Genomic DNA, 18778 nt, shown 5'->3' with positions numbered 1-18778 from the left:
CAATAAAAAACAAGGGAGGATTTACATGCACGGCATCAATTACCTTGACCTGCTCGACAGGGCGGGCAAAGCCTCTTTGTCGCGTCCGGCGCTGATCGACGATACGGGCACGCTAAGCCACAAAGACCTGGGCCTTCTCACGAGAAAAATCGCCCACGCCCTGATCGCGAACGGTCTTGAGCCCGAAGATCCTTTCGCCATCCTCAGCCCCAATACGAATTATGCGCTCGCGGCCATTCTCGGCGGCATGCGAGCGGGCGGGGCCTGGAGCAATATCAACCTCCGCTCCGGCGTGCATGTGAATACCGATGTTCTCAATCGCGGCAATTGCCGGGCGATTTTCTTTCACAGCTCCATTCAGGATCAAATCCCGGCCATGCGCGCGGGCGCGCCGTCAATCCGGATCGTTGTCTGTCTCGACCGTCAGATCGGCGATATACCCTCCCTTGAGCAATTTATCCAGAATGCGCCGGATACCGACATCAATATCCACCTGCCGGATACAGGCGTCGGATTTCAGGGCACCACGGGCGGGACCACCGGCGCGCCCAAGATCACGCAGGGCGGACAGAGCTTCCTCACCTGGAACATGCTGGGCTTTATGACTGCATTTCAGAAGTTCGACCTTGATAACCCGCCGGTCAATCTGGCCGTCGCGCCGATCACTCACGCGGGCGGCATGGTTGCCATGTCAACACTCAGCCTCGGTGGTACCGTTGTCATGATGCAGGTTGCCGAACCCGGCGCGATCCTCAAGAATATCGAGCGACATAAAATCTCCCTGCTGTTCCTGCCGCCGACGCTTATTTATGTGCTGATGAACCATCCCGATTGCCCGACAACGGATTTTTCAAGCCTGCAATATCTGATTGCCGCCGCGGCACCTTTTGCCGTTGAAAAGATTGCCCGCGCCCATGAAATTTTCGGACCCGTCATCTGCCAGTCCTTTGGCCAGACGGAATCCGGCTTCCCCCTGACCTTCATCTCCCCCGGCGCGGTCAGCGAAGCCTTGCGGGACGAGCGTCTCAGGCATCGTCTCAAATCCGTCGGCAGACCGGTCGCCACCGTCGGCGATATCCAGGTTTTCGATGAAGACGGTAACAGCCTCGGCCCCGATAAGGTGGGGGAAATCGTCGTCCGCGGCCCGACCGTCATGTTCCGCTATATCAATGATCCGGACGCGACAAGCGCCATTCACAAGAACGGCTGGCAGCATACGGGCGATCTCGGCTATCGCGACGCGGATGGCTATGTTTATATCAGTGACCGCAAGCGCGATCTGATCATCAGTGGCGGCTTCAACGTCTTTCCGCTGGAAATTGAACAGGTTCTGGTCACGCACTCCGCCGTGCAGGATTGCGCAGTGATCGGGGTGCCGGATGAAAAATGGGGTGAAGCCGTCAAGGCCGTTATTGAACGCGCGCCCGGTCAGGACGTGTCGGAGGCCGAGCTTATTGCCCTCTGCAAGGCGCAGCTCGGCAGCGTGATGGCACCGAAATCCATTGATTTTATTGCTGAACTCCCCCGCAGCCCGGTCGGCAAGGTTCTTAAAAAAGAACTTCGGGCGAAATACTGGCAGGACCGGGAGGTACGAATCTGACATGACACAACATGATTTTACAAAGCTTAAAAACCGTCTCCGCCTGCCGCTGATCGCGGCGCCGATGTTTCTGGTTTCCGGCGTCGATCTGGTCTCCGCCTGTTGCCGCGCCGGTATTATCGGCTCCTTTCCCACCGCCAACTGCCGATCCCCGGAGGAGTTGGATGGCTGGATTGCGGCAATCGACGCACAGCTTGCCGCCGCGAAAGCGGAAAACGAAAGAGAGCCCGCGCCCTGGTGCCCCAATCTCATTGTCCATAAATCCAATCCCCGGCTGGCGGAAGATGTAGCCGTTCTCCTTCGGCATAAACCGGAAATCGTGATCACCAGTGTCGGTCCGCCAACGCCGGTCCTCGCCCCGCTGCATGATATCGGCGCGCTGGTTTTCTCGGATGTCGCCACCGTGCTTCATGCGGAAAAGGCGGTTGCGGCGGGGGCGGATGGCCTTGTCCTGCTGACGGCGGGCGCTGGCGGGCAGACCGGCTGGATCAACCCGTTTGTCTTTGTGCGGGAAGTCCGCAGGTTCTTTGACGGTCCCATCGTGCTGGCGGGTGGCGTCATGGATGGTCACAGCCTGATGATGGCGGAAATGCTGGGCTGCGATCTCGGCTATATGGGCACGCGCTTTATCGCGACGGATGAAAGCCTCGCCAAGGATGCCTACAAGGAGATGCTGATCACCTCCCGCGCCGATGATATCCTGCTGACAAAGGCTTTCACCGGGCTGAATGCCAACATGCTCCGCCCGTCAATCGAGCGGGCCGGTCTCGATCCTGACAACCTGCCCCTGCGCGGCGATATCGATATCGCCAAGGATATCAATCCGGAGGCAAAGAAGAACGCCCCCAAACGCTGGAAAGATATCTGGTCCGCCGGGCATTCCGTGTCCGGCGTTTCCGCCATTACCGGCGTCGATGATCTGATTGATGAAATCCAGACGGAATATGACAAGGCCCGAATGGAGGCGACGGCGCGATTGAACTGCGGCTGAGGGCTCAGACTAGTCCCCCTCACCGTTCGTGCGCAGGATATCGCGGCGGCCGACGACCATATCGCCCATTTCCTGCAGGCCGCGCTCGCTCACCATCAGGTCGCAGAACAGCGTGCGTTCGCGCGCAAAGCCCTCCTCCGGCGAGCGATCAGGAATGCCGCGCACCAGATCCTTAATGTGACCAACGGCGCGGGGCGACCGGGCTGCAAGACGACGGGCAACCTCCAGAGCCTTATCCATCACCTCACCCTCGACAAGAAAACTGGCGAGGCCCAGACGAACGGCCTCACGCGGGCGCATTGTCTGCCCCAGCAGCATCAGCTCCAGTGCTTTCGCTTCTCCGATCAGCCGGGTCAGGCGCTGCGTGCCCCCCGCGCCCGGCAGGATACCGAGATTAATTTCCGGCAGACCGAGGTCATATTCCCCCTCTTGGACAAGGCGGATGTCGCAGGCAAGCGCAAGTTCAAACCCGCCTCCCATGGCAGTGCCGTTGATGGCAGCAATAAAGGGCTTCGGCATTTCAACGATACGCCGCAAGCAGACATGAATGGGCGATTCCGGCACCGGGCGCGCGGCATCAAACACCATCCCGCGGTCGGCCAACGCCCTGCCCCGTTCATACAGAATGCCCACATCATAATGACGAATGAAAACATCCGCCTCGCCGCCGGTGAGGATAACCGCGTGAATGCTGTCATCCGCCTCTATGCGGTCGAGCGCCGCCGCGAGTTCCGCCTCCGTCTCCCCGTCCATAAAGCCATGCGGCGGATTGCTGAAACGGATGATGGCAACATCCTGCTGTTGCTCCATTGTCAATCGTGCCATTCCCCTCTCCCTTTCCTTGTCGTTTTTACTTGTCGGCCTCCTTACCCTCCCCATATCCTTTCATCATGGAGGACGGGGCGCAACCAGGATCAGGGCACTCATCCTGCAGCCCGTTTCATTCAACAAACTCCAATTTCTTGAGATCGCACCAATTTTTGCTGTATTCAGAACAAATTAAAGTCATTTTCAAAGAGTTATATCCGCATTATGAATTTCCGACCTTCCTTTACAGCGACCCTATTGGCGTCTTTCATCTCTATTGCGCCCGCCGTCGCGGAAGAGGCGGCCGTGGCGGACCCAGAAAAAGTCGAGGTTGAGGAAGAAGATACCGGCACCTTTACCTTCGTGCTTGAAAATGATCTCTTTTTCGGGCTCGACCGGGATTACACCAATGGGATCATGCTCGCCTGGATGTCGGAACCCGATCATGCCCCCGCCTGGGCGCTGCGGGCTGCGCGGCTGCTGCCCTTCTTTCCGAAAGACGGGCTGGTCCGTTCCACCTATGCCATCGGACAGAATATGTATACCCCCAATGATATTCAGGATCCCACCCCGCCGACAAATGAACGGCCTTATGCGGGCTGGCTCTACGGGGCGGTCGGCATTGTTGTGGAAACGGGTGAGAAACAGCTTGATCAGCTTCAGCTCCAACTCGGCGTCGTTGGCCCCTCCGCCCTTGGCGAGCAGTCGCAAACCTTCGTTCACAAGGTGATCGATTCCCCCAAGCCACAAGGCTGGGATACGCAGCTTAAAGACGAGCCGGGCCTTGTCCTCACCTATCAGCGAAGCTGGCGGGCGCTGGTATCAGCAAAACTCAACGGCTTTTCGATTGATATGACGCCGCATCTGGGTGGCGCGCTTGGTAATGTCCATACCTATGTCAATGCCGGGGCAACTATGCGCATGGGATGGAATTTACCCAATGACTATGGACCCCCGCGCATTCAGCCCGGGCTCCCCGGGTCGGGCTTTTTCGAACCGACCGACGATATCGGGCTATACTTCTTCGCCGGGCTGGACGCCCGCGCGGTGGCCCGCAATATCTTTCTTGATGGCAACAGTTTCCGCGACAGCCGCAGCGTCAACAAGGAACCAATCGTCGGCGATGCCCAGCTCGGCCTTGCGCTCACCATACGCGATGCCCGCATTGCCTTTACCCATGTCTTCCGCTCCCGCGAATATGAAGGGCAGGACGGCAAGGATGAGTTTGGCGCCATCAGTGTCTCGGTTCCGTTCTGACCGCCTGCCCGTCGCGATCAGTGGGAAATCATCCACGGACGCTTGGCCGGAAAGCTTTTCGAGCCATCGGGGCGATACAGTGTGCCAGAATTGATTTTCTTCGAACTGCCGCCGCAACAGCCACAGCCGGGTCCATGGCCGTGGGATGATTTTTTGGGCTCATGTGCGCTGCGTTCATTCGTCTGATACGCCTGACGCGCAGAACTGTCCATCACCGCCAGACGCGGCGCGGCGATTGCCCGCGGCGCCTGCGCTCCACAGGATGGACAACATTTGGGATCGGCATATTCTGAAATGGGCGCAAGTTCGCTGAACGGACCGCAGTCATCGCAACAATACTGATAGATCGGCATCGGGGTATCCTCTAGAGGCGGGCGGGGTTCCCCCCGCCCAATTCGCAACAAGATTAAAGATCAGAGATCGGGCGCCAGCGGCACATCAATGGAACCGTCGAGATATTTCGTCGGCCCATCGGCATTCGGCATCAGATCCCATTCAAACACATCGGTCGGCAACCACAGGGTTGCACAGGCATTCGGAACGTCTACCACGCCCGAGATATGCCCCTGCACTGGCGCGGTGCCAAGGATGGCGTAGGCCTGCGCCCCGGTGTATCCGAATTTCTTCAGATATTCGATGGCATTGAGGCAGGCCTGCCGATAGGCAATATGCACATCCAGATAATACTGCTTGCCTGCTTCATCGACGGAGATGCCTTCAAAGATCAGGAAGTCGTCATATTTCGGCGCAATCGGAGAGGGCCGGAAAATCGGGTTCTTGATCCCGTATTTGCTCATCCCGCCCTTGATCAGATCGACCTTGATATGCAGCCAGCCCGCCATTTCAATGGCACCGCAAAAGGTGATTTCACCATCCCCCTGACTGAAATGCAGATCGCCCATGGAAAGCCCCGCCCCATCGACATAGACCGGGAAGTAGACTTTTGATCCACGGGACAGGTCCTTGATATCGCAGTTACCGCCATGTTCGCGCGGCGGCACGGTGCGGGCGGCTTCGGCGGCGGCCTTGTCACGGGCCTCCCCGGTCAGCTTGCCCATATGCGCGGTCGGGCCGCCATCCGGCAGGTTGGCAAGGCCGGGAACGCGGCCAGGGTCCGTATTGAACAGCTCCGTCTCTCGTGTGTTCCACATATCCAGCATCTTCTTGTCCGGCAGGCACCCGATCAGCCCCGGATGGATCAGGCCGGCATAACGGACGCCCGGCACATGGCGGGACTTTGTGAACATGCCTTCAAAATCCCAGATGGATTTCTGTGCTTCCGGGAAATGGTCAGTCAGAAAGCCGCCGCCATTCTGCTTGGAGAAGAAGCCGTTGAACCCCCACATGCTCTCTTCCTTGGCGCCGATATCCAGAATATCAACAACCAGCAGATCGCCGGGCTCCGCCCCCTCAATGCCGATCGGACCGGAGAGATAATGAACCTGCGCCAGCTCCACATCGCGAACATCGGAGGCATCATCGTTATTCTTGATCTGGCCACCGGTCCAGTCATAGGTTTCCACCTTGAAATCATCTCCCGGCTTGACCCAGACGGCAATCGGAATATCCGGATGCCAGCGATTGTGAATTTTCTCGTTCGTGAGCGGGCTTTCGCCCAGATTCACTTCAATAAGGGTATCAGTCATTTTGCCTCCTCAAGCTAGTAATGAATTGTCAGACGGACAGGAATTTCGAGACTTTTGCTTCGTCGATCCCGGTGCGGGGTGATTCATGAACAAATTCGCCGTTTTCCAGCACCAGAACGCGGTCCGCAACATCGAGGGCGAAACTCAAAACCTGTTCCGATACGATGATCGAAAGCCCGCGTTCATCGCGGATACGGCGCAGGGTGCGCGCCATTTCCCGGATGATGGACGGCTGGATGCCCTCTGTCGGCTCATCGAGCAGCAGGACCTTTGGCTTGGATGCCAGAGCGCGGGCGATGGCAAGCTGTTGCTGCTGACCCCCAGAGAGATTACCGCCGCGCCGGGATTTCATTTCAACCAGAACCGGAAAAAGTTCATAGATATCGGGGCTGACTTTCTTGTCGCCCGTGACAATGAGTCCGGTCTCAACATTTTCCTCTACGGTCATGGTCGAGAAGATCTGCCTTCCCTGCGGCACATAGGCGAGGCCTTTGGCCACACGCTCATATGATTTGAGCCCCTCGATCGAGTTGCCATCGATCGTCACATGGCCCGACTTGGTCGGAACCACCCCCATCAGGGTTTTCATGAGCGTCGTCTTGCCCATGCCATTGCGGCCCATGATGGCGACGATCTCCCCCGGATTAATACTAAAATCGAGGCCGTGGAGCACTTCGGATTCGCCGTAAGCGGAACGAAGATTGTCTACATTCAGCATCATTTCCTCCCTTAGTGGCCGAGATAAACTTCAATGACTTTAGGGTCCGCCTGCACATGCGCCATGGACCCTTCGGAGAGAACCTTGCCCTGGTGCAGCACGGTGACGCGGGTCGCGATATCCTCGACAAATTTCATGTCATGTTCGATCACGATCACCGAACGGTCCTGGATAATGCGATTTAAGAGTTCCGCCGTCTGCTTGCGCTCGGCCACCGACATGCCTGCAACCGGTTCATCCAGCATCAGCAATTCCGGATCCTGGATGAGCAGCATGCCAATCTCCAGCCATTGCTTCTGCCCATGGCTGAGAAAGGCCGCTTTCATATCCAGCAGATCGTCGAGAAAAACCACGCTGGCAATTTCATGGATACGCTCCTTCACCGGATCATCGCGGCGGAACATCAGGGCGCCAAAAACGCCATGTCCCTTAGGGTAGGAAATCTCCAGATTTTCAAAGACAGTCAGATCTTCATAAACGGTGGGCGTCTGGAACTTGCGCCCTACCCCGGCATGAACGATCTGGTCTTCCCGCATCTTGAGAAGATCCTGCCCCTTGAATTCGACCTTGCCATCGGTCGCCCTGGTGCGGCCGCAGATCAGATCGAGAACGGTTGTCTTCCCCGCTCCGTTGGGGCCGATGATCACCCGGCACTCATTGGGTTCTACATAGAAGCTGAGGCCATTGACCGCCTTGAACCCGTCGAAGGAAACAGTCAGATTTTCAACGGTCAGCAGGAAATCAGGTCTTGCGTTCATCTTTTTTCCTCCTATTCAGCCGGGGCCTTGATGCTATCGAAATTACGTCCGCCCCCGTCATCGGCCTTCTTTTTGAACAGGGCCATCAGCCGCGGCTCCACATAATCCTTGTAGAGACCGGCAAGGCCGTTCGGGAACGCCAGCACCACCGCGATAAAGAGGGCGCCGAGACCCAGCAGCCAGAGTTCCGGGAACATTTCGGAGAAGGTGGTTTTCGCCAGATTGACAAGCAGCGCGCCATAAACCGCCCCGAGGATCGAGAGCCGCCCGCCGACGGCGCAGAAAATGACCATTTCGATGGATGGCACGATGCCGACAAAGCTGGGGGACATGAACCCCACCTGCAGCGTGAACATAGCCCCGCCAATGGCCGCGAAAGCCGCCCCGGCGCAGAAGACGAAAATCTTGAAATTGGCCACGTCATATCCGGAGAAGCGGACCCGGTCTTCCTGATCGCGCATGGCAATCAGAATTCGGCCAAGCTTCGATTTGCGGATGAACTGGGCCACAAAGAGACAAACGAACAGCAGCACCGCATTCACGAAATAGAGAATAACCTTTGCTTCATCGGTGCGGATATCCCATCCAAGCAGGGTCCGCAGGTCAGTGATGCCGTTGACGCCGCCGGTATAGCCCTGTTGACCGATAATCAGGATGGTCATGATGGCGGCAATCGCCTGTGTGATGATTGCAAAATAAACACCACCCACCCGCCGCCGGAACATGGCCACCCCGATAATGAAGGCGAAGATGACCGGCACCAGCACCACGGCAATAAGGCTGAATGTCAGGCTGTTGAAGGGCTCCCACCACATGGGGAGCGCGGTGATCTGGTTCCAGTCCATGAAATCCGGGATGCCGGGGGTGGACTGGATTTTGGTCGCTTCCGGCGTTGACGCTTCCAGCTTCAGGAACATGGCCATGCAGTAGCCGCCAAGGCCGAAGAACACCCCCTGCCCGAGGCTCAGGATACCACCCGCGCCCCAGCAGAGGACCAGACCGATCGCCACGAAAGCATAGGTCAGATATTTGCCGAACAGATTGAGACGGAAGGTATCCAGGCCGGCCGGCAGGACGATGAAGATCAGCACGGCCAGGACGACAAAGCCAACGATATCGCCCGTGGAGAAAAGCTTGTTATCTTTTGCAAACATCTCGGTCACCTCACTTCCTGAGTTTGAGGGCGAACAGCCCCTGGGGACGCAGCATCAGAATGCCGACAACGGTGAGGAGCGTGAGCACCTTGGCCATGGAGCCGGAGAGGAAAAATTCCATGATCGATTGCGCCTGCGAGATCGAAAAGGCCGAAGCAATCGTTCCGAGCAGGCTGGCCGCGCCGCCAAAGACGACGACAAGGAAGGTGTCCACGATGTAAAGCTGACCTGCCGTCGGGCCGGTGGAACCGATCATCGTAAAGGCGGAACCAGCCACACCGGCAACGCCGCAGCCGATCCCGAAGGTGAGACGGTCCGTTCGTTCCGTATTAATGCCGACCGCGCCCGCCATGACCCGGTTCTGCGTCACCGCGCGCACCTGCTTGCCCCAGGAGGAGCGATACATCATGAAATAGACAGCGACGGAAATACTGATGGCCAGGACCATCACGAAAATACCGTTAATGGGAACTTCGATCAAATCGGTGAGTGGCAAAGACCCCATCATCCAGTCCGGGATGGTCACCCCCACCTCGCGCGCGCCGAAAACGGAGCGATATATCTGCTGCAGGATAAGGCTGAGCCCCCAGGTAGCCAGCAAGGTATCCAGCGGGCGTTTATAGAGATGCCGGATCAGACTCCATTCCACCAGCATACCGAGGGCCGCCGTTACGAAAAACGCGAGGATCATCGCAATAAAGAAATAGATGCTGAACAGCGATGGCAGGTAATCGGCGAACAGGTTGGAGGTAATATATGTGACATAGGCGCCGAGAATCATAAACTCGCCATGCGCCATGTTGATCACCCCCATCTGACCAAAAATGATGGCCAGCCCGAGCGCCATGAGAACAAAAACCGAGAAAAGAATGAGACCGGCAAAACCCTGCATGGCGAAAATGGCCCCAAGCTCTCCCATCGTATAATCGGCAAACATATGCTGTCTCCTGCCTCTTGTATTTCAATGCCATGAAAGAGTTGATGTCGGTCGGCCGCTCCCCGGTGACGGTTTGCGACCGACCTCCTACGCAAAGCCTATTGGTATCCTTCCGGGAACGGATCCGGCTCGACCAGCTCCGCCGTTTCGAAGACGACTTCATACTGTCCGTCCGCCTTGGCATGGCCGACACGGGTCTTGGACCAGAGATGGTGGTTTTCATGGACCTTGACGTAACCTTCCGGCGCGGTGGTGAGTTCGATACCGGGGCTCGCCTCCCGTACCTTGTCCACATCGAAGGATCCGGCCTTTTCAACCGCCGCCTTCCACAGCCATGGGCCGAGATAGGCGGCCTGCGTCACGTCGCCGATGACCATGTCATCGCCCCACATCTTCTTGAATTCTTTCACAAATTCGACGTTGTTGGGATTATCGAGACTCTGGAAGTATTTCATGCAGGCATAGGCGCCGACGATGTTTTCACCGCCGATACCGCGGATTTCGTCCTCGGTCACCGAAATGGTCAGTAGCAGCGGTTTTTCCTTCGTCATATCGATACCGGCCGCCTTCAGCTGCTTGTAGAATGCAACGTTGGAACCGCCCACGACGATGGCATAGATCACATCGGGCTTGGAGAGGCGGATCTTGTTAATGACGGAGTTGAACTGCGTGTGGCCAAGCGGGTAATATTCCTCACCAACCACCTTGAGGCCCAGCTTCTCGATATGCTTGCGGGCGATCTTGTTGGAGGTACGCGGCCAGATATAGTCGGAGCCGAGGAGATAGAAGGATTTCGCCCCCTTGGTCTGGGTCACCCAGTCGATACCGGCGATAATCTGCTGCGTTGCTTCCTGACCGGTGTAGATGACATTGGGAGATTCTTCCAGCCCTTCATAGAAGGTCGGGTAGTAGAGGAAGCCGTTATACTGCTCGAACACCGGCAGAACGGCTTTGCGGCTCGCCGATGTCCAGCAACCCATGACCGAGGCGACCTTGTCGTTGACCAGCAGCTTCTTGGCCTTTTCGGCAAAAGTCGGCCAGTCAGAGGCGCCGTCTTCCTGAATGAATTTGATCTGGCGCCCTAGAACCCCGCCCTGCGCATTGATCTGCTCAATCGCAAGCTTTTCGGCCTGCACCGATCCGGTTTCCGAAATCGCCATGGTGCCGGTGACCGAATGCAGGATACCGACCGTTACGTCGGTATCAGTCACGGCGAGACCGGTTGTATTGACCGCCGCAGTCGGGTAATCCGCCGCCCGCAGAAATTTGGGGGCAAAAAGCGTGGCGGCAAGCGCCGTTCCACCCATCAGAAACGAGCGGCGTGACGCTTCCATTGAGAGTGAGGGTTTCTTTGGTGTATCGGACATTGCTTTCTCCTTTGAACCTGCCTGTCTTTCCCAGATCACAGCGCATATCGCTGCTTCGCAAAAAAGACTGGAGAAAAATGTTGCATTGCAACATACGTCGTTTAACGTATGTGCATGCGCCTTTTGACGGTGCATAAAAACGGAACAAGCAGGAGGCAGTAAAAGGGAAACAACGGATTACGGGGCGCAACAAGGATTTAACAATGACATTGGCCTTTGCTGCAGGACACACCGGATGAAACCGATTTTTGGCGTCATGAGAGAGCGTCGGCGGTACAATCAATGGGTCGCGAATGAAACTCTGGAGGATTTCGCGCTTCGCTTCACCGCCCGGCGCGCGCGCCGCTGGTCCTATCTGCGGGTCACGAATACCGCTCTCGGTTCCATTTCCTTTCTCGCCCTCGAGGCGATCGGCGGGGCAATCACCCTGCGCTACGGCTTCGATACCGCCATCACCGCCATCATGCTGGTCGGCCTGCTGCTATTCCTGACGGGCATCCCCATCACCTATTATGCGGCAAAATATGGCGTTGATATTGATCTGCTGACCCGTGGCGCGGGCTTCGGTTATATCGGATCGACGGTGACCTCTCTCATTTATGCCAGCTTCACCTTTATCTTCTTCGCGCTGGAAGCGGCCATTCTGAGTTTCGCCCTGGAGCTTTGTTTCGGCATTCCCGTCTGGCTCGGTTATCTGCTGAATGCGCTGGTGGTGATCCCGCTTGCCACCCACGGCTTTACCAAGATTTCAAAGTTCCAGGCCTGGACGCAGCCCTTCTGGGTTATCCTGCATATCCTGCCTTTTGTGCTGCTGGCCTTCGCAGGATATGGCATCACCGACTGGCAGGCATTTGAAGGTATCGGCCCGCAGGAGGCCGGCGGCATGACCCTGATCATGCTGGGCGCGGCGGCGGGCGTTGCCTTTTCCCTCATTGCGCAAATTGGCGAACAGGTTGATTTCATTCGCTTTCTGCCGGAGCCGAAAACCAGTGGCGAGCGGGTCAAATGGTGGACATCCCTGATGTGCGCCGGACCGGGCTGGTCTGTTATCGGCGCGGGCAAGATGCTGCTGGGATCTTTTCTGCTGACCATCGCCATTGGCGCGGGCATTGCGCCCGAGACGGCGGCCGACCCCAACCAGATGTATTTCGCCGCCTTCAGCCAAGTGATTGACAACCCGGTTTTCGTGCTGTCGCTGACCGGTGCCTTCGTGATCCTCAGCCAGCTCAAGATCAATGTCACTAACGCCTATGCCGGTTCCATCGCCTGGTCGAACTTCTTTTCCCGCTTGACCCATAGTCATCCCGGCCGCGTTGTCTGGATGGTGTTCAATGTGGCAATTGCGCTGATGCTGATGAATCTCGGCGTGTTCGGCGCGCTCGAGGCCACTCTCGCCTTTTATTCCCATGTCGCCCTTGCCTGGATCGGCGCCATTGTCTCCGATCTTGTCATCAACAAGCCGCTCGGCCTCAGCCCGCCGCATATCGAGTTCCGCCGTGCCTATCTTTATGACATCAATCCCGTCGGGCTTGGCGCTATGGGCGCCGCCTGCATCGTCTCCTTCCTTGCCTACTTCGGACTGTTTGGTGAGACGGCCATGTCTCTCTCCTCCTTTATCGCGCTGTTTACCGCCATGCTGGCGGCACCGCTGATCGCCTATGGCACAAAGGGGCGGTATTACATCGCCCGGACAGCGCCCGAAATGCCGAAAGCTCTGGGCACCTGCTGTGTCTGCGAATACCGTTTCGATCCCGAAGACATGGCCGATTGCCCCTTTTATGAAGGGCCTATCTGTTCTCTCTGCTGCTCACTCGATTCCGTCTGTCGCGATGCCTGCAAGCCCTTCGCCCGTATCGATGCGCAAACCAGCCATTTCCTGAAATGGCTGCTTCCTGCCCATATGGTGCAGATTCTGCAAAGCCGGATGGTACAGTTTCTCCTCCTGACATCGCTGATTTCGGGGCTGATCGGCATACTTCTGTGGATCATTTATGAACAGGCTGGCACGAACCATTTTGAAATTACGCTGACGTTGATCTTCTCCGGCCTGCTGTTCATTGTCGGGGTATCGGTCTGGCTGTTCATTCTGGCCCATGAAAGTCAGCGGGCCGCGTGGCGGGAATCAAACCTGCAATCGCAACGGCTGATGCGGGAGGTTCGCGCCCATCAGCGGACCGATGCGGAGCTTCAGGATGCCCGCGATAAGGCCGAAGCGGCCAGTCAGGCGAAAAGCCGCTACATGATCGGTCTCAGCCACGAACTCCGCACCCCGCTCAACGCTATTTTCGGTTATGCGCAGATTCTCTACAAGGATCCGAACACCCCGCCCAATCGCAAGGAAGCCGTCGCCACCATTCGCCGTTCGGCTGAACATCTCTCCGGCCTTATCGAAGGGCTGCTGGATATTTCCAAGATTGAGGCCGGGCGAATTGAAATTTATCGCGACCGCGTCGATTTTCCCGTTTTCATGGCGCAGCTTGCCGGGATTTTTGAAATGCAGGCGGCGGAAAAGGGCCTCACATTCATCTATGAGGCAACCTCCACCCTCCCCTCCTGGATCACCACGGATGAAAAGCGCTTGCGGCAAATCCTGATGAACCTGCTCTCCAACGCCATCCGCTACACGGAACGGGGCGAAGTCCGCCTCACCCTCTCCTATCGCAATGAAGTCGCCCATTTCGAGGTCAGCGATACCGGCGTCGGCATTCCGGCGGAACAGATCGACAAAATCTGGCAGCCGTTCGAACGGGCGGGCATGAAAACCGTGCGCGGCACCGGCCTCGGCCTCACCATCACAAAGCTGCTTGTTGAAATGATGGGCGGGGAGATCAAGGTGGACAGCGTCTATGGTCAGGGCAGTCACTTCAACCTACGCATGATGCTCCCCTCCCTGCATCGGGCAAGCCGCCCCGATGAGATGGCAGAGGCGCGCATCACCGGCTATGCCGGTCCGCGCAAAAGCATCCTGATTCTGGATGACGAAACGGATCATCTGCAGTTGATGGAAACCCTGCTGGCCCCGCTGGGCTTCAAGCTCTATCTGGCATCTAATCACATTGTTGCCAATGAAATGCTGCAGATCGCAAAGCCGGACCTGTTCCTTCTGGATATCGATCTGCCGGATATTTCAGGCTGGGAATTTGCCGCCCAGCTCCGCCGTGATGTCCATCGCGCGACACCGATTGTGATGGTTTCCGCCCATGCTCTTGAAGGCCGGAACCAGAGCAGCGGCCCCGAAGATGCGCTGCATGATGCCTTCATCGCCAAACCGGTCAGCTTTTCAATCCTGCTGGAACAGGTCCGCAATTTGCTGAAAATCGACTGGACGAAAGATATCCGGCAACCACAGGCGGAACGGGTTGGTCCGCCGCTCTCCGACACAGACCGTCATGACATCATCTCTCTCGCACGGATCGGCAATGCAAGTGAAATCCGTCGCCGTCTCGATGCACTGGAGATGGCACGACCGGACCTCAAAGCAAGTCTGAAACCGCTACGTCACCGGCTGTCGGAATTTGACCTGCCCGGCCTGATCCGGGAACTGGAGGAAACGCATGATGCAGCCGTCTGATTTCGACACGCGGCGGCAGATCGTTCTGGTTGTCGATGACAGCCCGGAATCACTTTCCATGGTCGCTACCGCAATCGAGGAAGCCGGCATGACCGTTCTCGTCGCGCGCGATGGGCAGACGGCGCTCGATCTCGTCAAACGGCTGCAACCGGATGCGATCCTGATGGATGCCGTCATGCCCGGTCTCGACGGGTTTGAAACCTGCGCCCGCCTCAAATCGGGGCCCGGCATGATTGCCGCCCCCGTGATTTTCATGACCGGCCTCAGCTCTTCAGAGCATATCCTGAAAGGGCTGGAAGTGGGCGGTGTGGATTATGTGACGAAACCGGTCAATCCTGATGAGTTGATTGCCCGCCTTTCCATCCATCTGACCAATGCCCGGCTGATTGAAAGCGCCAGAAACGCCCTCGATGCGGGCGGGCGGCCGGTCATGGCCGTCACACCGGATGGCAGTCTGATCTGGTCCTCGCCCGAGGCGCGCAAACTGCTGGACCAGCATCCGGACATACTGGATGCGCACAGCCATCTCACCGATGTGAAAATATGTGAATGGATCGCGGGTCTGGTCAAAACACCGTTGTCCGAAGCCGCACCCTTTCGGCTCGGCACGAACGATAACCAGCATGTGATCAGTCCGCTTGGCATCCATCCCGATCGGGAAATCCTGCTCTCCATCGAAAAGCTCACGAATGCAGATCCGAAGAAGCACTTGATGGCGGCCTTCTCCCTCACCGCAAGGGAGGCGGAAATCCTCATCTGGCTCTCTCGCGGCAAGACCAATCGGGATATCGGGGATATCCTGTCCATCAGCGCCCGCACCGTCAACAAGCACCTGGAACAGATTTTCCAGAAACTCGGCGTCGACAACCGGACCTCGGCCGCCGTCATCACGGATCGTATCTGCCGCCAAGGGAATAATCCCACCTGATACGGTCAGGTGGTCGGCCTGCCCTTTTCACCGCGCGAAAATAACGCTAGAAAAAGGGTGCTTTTATCTCTTTGGAACGGCCTGCCCGTAAGGATTAAGAAATGACACATGTCTGGGTCCGCGCCGAACAGCGCGAGCATGAACAGCGCGTCGGCATTACGCCTGAAGGAGTCAAGGCCCTGATGGCCAAAGGCATGACCGTCACGGTGGAAGACTCGTCCTGTCGTGCGCTGCCTATTGCCGCCTATCGCGAGACGGGCTGCACCATTGCACCGGAAGGAAGCTGGCCGGATGCGCCTCGCGACGCCATCATCTTCGGCCTCAAGGAACTCCCCATAAGTGACAGCCCGCTGCCGCATCGTCACATCATGTTCGGCCATGCCTTTAAGGGCCAGGCCGACGGGCCTGCCCTGCTGCGCCGCTTCAAGGCGGGAGGCGGGGCTCTTTATGATCTTGAGTATCTGACGGATGAGACCGGGCGGCGCGTTGCCGCCTTCGGTTACTGGGCCGGATTTGCCGGGGCCGCCGTGGGGCTGATGGTCTGGATCGCGCAGCAGACAGGGCGCGGGCCGGGGCCGCAGTCCGTCGGCGTCTATCCGGGGCGGGATGTATTGGTCAAGGAACTGAAGGCCGGGCTCGATAAAGCCAGTGAGGCTGGTGCGGCATTCCCCAACGCCATTGTAATTGGCGCCCTCGGCCGGGTGGGCAGCGGTGCCTGTGATTGCCTGCAATCATTAGGGCTCAATGTAACCCGATGGGATCTGGCCGAAACCGCCCATGGTGGACCGTTTCCGGAAATTCTCACCCACAGCCTGTTTGTCAACTGCATCCTGGCACAGGACGGGGTTCCCGTTTTTGTTCCAAAATCGGCGCTGACTGCGTCGCGCCGCCTGTCCGTCATCGCCGATGTGTCCTGTGATCCGAGCAGTCCGTTCAATCCAGTGCCGCTCTATGATCACGCCACCTCCTTCGATGATCCGGTGATCCGAGTGGTGGGCGGCCCGCCGCCGCTTGATGTCATGGCTATCGACAATCTGCCCTCCATGCTGCCGGTGGAAAGCAGCGAAGACTATGCGGCCCAGCTTCTTCCGTCGCTTCTCACCCTTCAGGATATGGAAAGCGGTGTCTGGGGCCGCGCCAAAGAGATTTACGACACCCACATATCGGCACTATGATTTATTATATATCAAACTGTTAGATTACAAAGCAAACCTAATGCGCGAACAAACATCTTCTTTATTTAACCGGTTAATTTGATTTATTCAGAGTTTTGATCATTTCATCCCGCATGATGAATTTCTGCGGCTTTCCGGTGACCGTCATCGGCAGGCTGTCCACAAACCGGATATGACGCGGGACCTTGTAATGGGCGATCTGGTCCCGGCAATAGGCCTTCACCCCCTCCTCATCAAGACTGGAACCTGCCCGGCGGACAATCCAGCTGCAGACTTCCTCTCCGAATTTTTCATGAGGAACACCAAACACCTGCACTTCCTGAATATCCGGATGGGTGAAGAGAAATTCCTCGATCTCGCGCGGATAGATATTCTCTCCGCCGCGAATAATCATATCCTTGAGACGCCCGACAATCCGGCAATAACCTTCCTCATCCAGCACGGCAAGATCCCCCGTGCGCATCCAGCCGTCTTCCGTGATCGCGTCGCGGGTTCTTTCCTCATCCTCCCAATAGCCGCGCATGACGGAATAGCCGCGCGTCCACAGCTCTCCCTGTCCGCCGACGGGAACATCCTCTCCATTCTCATCGACAATACGCACCTCCACATGCGGATGTATGCGCCCGACCGTGGACACCCGCTTTTCCAGCGGATCATCCACATTGCTCTGGAAGGAAACAGGTGCTGTCTCCGTCATGCCATAGCAGATCGTCACCTCCGACATATGAAGGCGATCAATCACCTTCCGCATCACCTCGATCGGACAGGGCGCTCCGGCCATAACCCCCGTTCTCAGACTGGACAGGTCAAGCTCTTTCAGCAACGGGTTATCAACCATGGCAACAAACATGGTCGGCACGCCGTAAAGACCGGTACAACGACCGAGCGCCGCGGCTTTCAGGGTGTCATCGGGATCGAAAGCCTCTCCCGGAAAAATCATCGCCGATCCGGTGCTGACACAGCCGAGCGATCCCATCACCATACCAAAACAATGATAGAGCGGCACCGGAATGCAGAGACGATCCTGTTCGGTAAAGTTCATGCGCCCGACCGTGTGGGCGGCGTTGTTGACAATGTTGTAATGGGTTAGCGTTGCCCCTTTCGGCGCGCCCGTGGTTCCGGATGTAAACTGGATATTGATCGGATCATCCGGGGAGAGGGAGGCCGTGATTTCATCCAGTCTCGCCAGGTCCGCTGACTTGCCCATCGCCTCCACTTCGGCGAATGGATAAATGCCCGAGCCCGGGTTATCCGTAATGCCGATAACGATTTCAAGCTGCGGCAGTTTTGCGGATTTGAGTTTTCCCGGTTCCGCCGTCTCCAGCTCGGGCGCAAGGCTGCGGATCATCGCCAGATAATCCGAGGTCTTGAAGCTGTCTGCAAGAATGAGCGCCCGACATCCCGATTTGTTCAGCGCATACTCCAGCTCCGACAGGCGGTAGGCCGGATTGATATTGACCAGAATCAGACCGATCCGCGCGGTTGCATATTGTGCCAGCACCCAGCCCAGATTATTCGGCGACCAGATCCCGATCCGATCCCCCTTCTCCAGGCCGAGAGAGAGCAGACCCGCCGCGAGCCTGTCAACACGCCGATCAAACTCCGAATAGGTAAGTCTAATCCCGTTTAACGGGAAAATCACCGCATCCTGCGACCCGTAGTGAGCGACAGTTTCCTTCAGCATTTGCGGTATTGTCTGCCGCCTAAGCGCTGCGTGAGTCTCACCTGCGACATAGGAACGATTTCCAACCGGCGCGACCCGCGGCGGAACACGCCCTTGCGCGTCTTTTTCAGATGCAGATGACATCGCTTCCTCCAAAATCCTGCTATTCTCGTTTTACGTCAGCGCAGCACTTTTGTCACATAAAA

Annotated in this window: 15 protein-coding genes; 6 read left to right on the top strand and 9 right to left on the bottom strand. The window is 57.3% G+C overall.

Going from position 1 to position 18778, the window contains the following annotated elements; all coding sequences use genetic code 11:
* The first annotated feature begins 25 nt into the window (after positions 1 to 25).
* Both CMN55_RS02305 and CMN55_RS02300 read left to right on the top strand, forming a co-directional pair.
* The gene (locus tag CMN55_RS02305; protein ID WP_293947925.1) at positions 26 to 1600 is read left to right on the top strand and encodes a class I adenylate-forming enzyme family protein; all 1575 of its coding nucleotides are present in this window, start codon (positions 26 to 28) and stop codon (positions 1598 to 1600) included.
* A gap of 1 nt (position 1601) precedes the next feature.
* The gene (locus CMN55_RS02300; protein ID WP_293947924.1) at positions 1602 to 2591 is read left to right on the top strand and encodes an NAD(P)H-dependent flavin oxidoreductase; all 990 of its coding nucleotides are present in this window, start codon (positions 1602 to 1604) and stop codon (positions 2589 to 2591) included.
* Positions 2592 to 2600: 9 nt separating this feature from the next.
* Here CMN55_RS02300 and CMN55_RS02295 read toward each other — a convergent pair whose 3' ends face one another.
* Positions 2601 to 3416: an enoyl-CoA hydratase/isomerase family protein gene (locus CMN55_RS02295; RefSeq protein ID WP_293947923.1), complete on the bottom strand. Its 816-nt coding sequence runs from the start codon at positions 3414 to 3416 to the stop codon at positions 2601 to 2603.
* 207 nt (positions 3417 to 3623) lie between these two features.
* Between CMN55_RS02295 and CMN55_RS02290 the strand changes: the two genes are divergently transcribed.
* Entirely contained in the window at positions 3624 to 4655 is a 1032-nt protein-coding gene (locus CMN55_RS02290) for a lipid A deacylase LpxR family protein (RefSeq protein ID WP_366931943.1), read from the top strand.
* Between the two features lie 17 nt (positions 4656 to 4672).
* On the opposite strand, the gene CMN55_RS17010 is transcribed toward CMN55_RS02290, so the two are convergent.
* The 7 genes from CMN55_RS17010 to urtA form a co-directional block, all read right to left on the bottom strand.
* Positions 4673 to 5008, bottom strand: coding sequence for an FmdB family zinc ribbon protein (locus CMN55_RS17010; protein WP_366931942.1), 336 nt, complete (start codon positions 5006 to 5008; stop codon positions 4673 to 4675).
* A gap of 60 nt (positions 5009 to 5068) precedes the next feature.
* On the bottom strand, positions 5069 to 6301 hold the full coding sequence (gene fmdA / locus CMN55_RS02285) for a formamidase (protein WP_293947921.1): 1233 nt from the start codon (positions 6299 to 6301) through the stop codon (positions 5069 to 5071).
* Between the two features lie 28 nt (positions 6302 to 6329).
* Positions 6330 to 7019, bottom strand: a complete 690-nt coding sequence (gene urtE / locus CMN55_RS02280; RefSeq protein ID WP_366931953.1) for an urea ABC transporter ATP-binding subunit UrtE — start codon at positions 7017 to 7019, stop codon at positions 6330 to 6332.
* Between the two features lie 11 nt (positions 7020 to 7030).
* A complete protein-coding gene (urtD, locus tag CMN55_RS02275; RefSeq protein ID WP_293947919.1) occupies positions 7031 to 7777 on the bottom strand; it encodes an urea ABC transporter ATP-binding protein UrtD in 747 nt (248 codons plus the stop codon).
* A gap of 11 nt (positions 7778 to 7788) precedes the next feature.
* Positions 7789 to 8931 carry an urea ABC transporter permease subunit UrtC gene (gene urtC, locus CMN55_RS02270; protein ID WP_293947918.1) on the bottom strand — a complete coding sequence of 381 codons (1143 nt, stop codon included), beginning with the start codon at positions 8929 to 8931 and terminating at the stop codon, positions 7789 to 7791.
* 10 nt (positions 8932 to 8941) lie between these two features.
* Positions 8942 to 9868, bottom strand: coding sequence for an urea ABC transporter permease subunit UrtB (gene urtB / locus CMN55_RS02265; RefSeq protein ID WP_293947917.1), 927 nt, complete (start codon positions 9866 to 9868; stop codon positions 8942 to 8944).
* 98 nt (positions 9869 to 9966) lie between these two features.
* Positions 9967 to 11235 carry an urea ABC transporter substrate-binding protein gene (gene urtA, locus CMN55_RS02260; protein ID WP_293947916.1) on the bottom strand — a complete coding sequence of 423 codons (1269 nt, stop codon included), beginning with the start codon at positions 11233 to 11235 and terminating at the stop codon, positions 9967 to 9969.
* 235 nt (positions 11236 to 11470) lie between these two features.
* Here urtA and CMN55_RS02255 point away from each other — a divergent pair, with 235 nt between their 5' ends.
* The 3 genes from CMN55_RS02255 (at position 11471) to CMN55_RS02245 (ending at position 16909) form a co-directional block, all read left to right on the top strand.
* Complete coding sequence (locus CMN55_RS02255; RefSeq protein WP_293947915.1) at positions 11471 to 14806, top strand: hybrid sensor histidine kinase/response regulator; 3336 nt, start codon at positions 11471 to 11473, stop codon at positions 14804 to 14806.
* Entirely contained in the window at positions 14790 to 15734 is a 945-nt protein-coding gene (locus tag CMN55_RS02250) for a response regulator (protein ID WP_293947914.1), read from the top strand. Before CMN55_RS02255 ends, CMN55_RS02250 begins: the two co-directional genes overlap by 17 nt.
* Before the next feature lie 101 nt (positions 15735 to 15835).
* Positions 15836 to 16909, top strand: a complete 1074-nt coding sequence (locus CMN55_RS02245; protein WP_293947913.1) for a saccharopine dehydrogenase — start codon at positions 15836 to 15838, stop codon at positions 16907 to 16909.
* 73 nt (positions 16910 to 16982) lie between these two features.
* Here the strand turns inward: CMN55_RS02245 and CMN55_RS02240 are convergent, their stop codons facing one another.
* On the bottom strand, positions 16983 to 18716 hold the full coding sequence (locus CMN55_RS02240) for an AMP-binding protein (protein ID WP_293947912.1): 1734 nt from the start codon (positions 18714 to 18716) through the stop codon (positions 16983 to 16985).
* Positions 18717 to 18778 lie beyond the last annotated feature (62 nt).

It is taken from the genome of Sneathiella sp. (assembly GCF_002694385.1).
Classification (GTDB): Bacteria; Pseudomonadota; Alphaproteobacteria; order Sneathiellales; family Sneathiellaceae; genus Sneathiella.
Note: the sequence above shows the minus strand (reverse complement) of the source record. Positions and strands in the feature narration are given on the sequence as shown.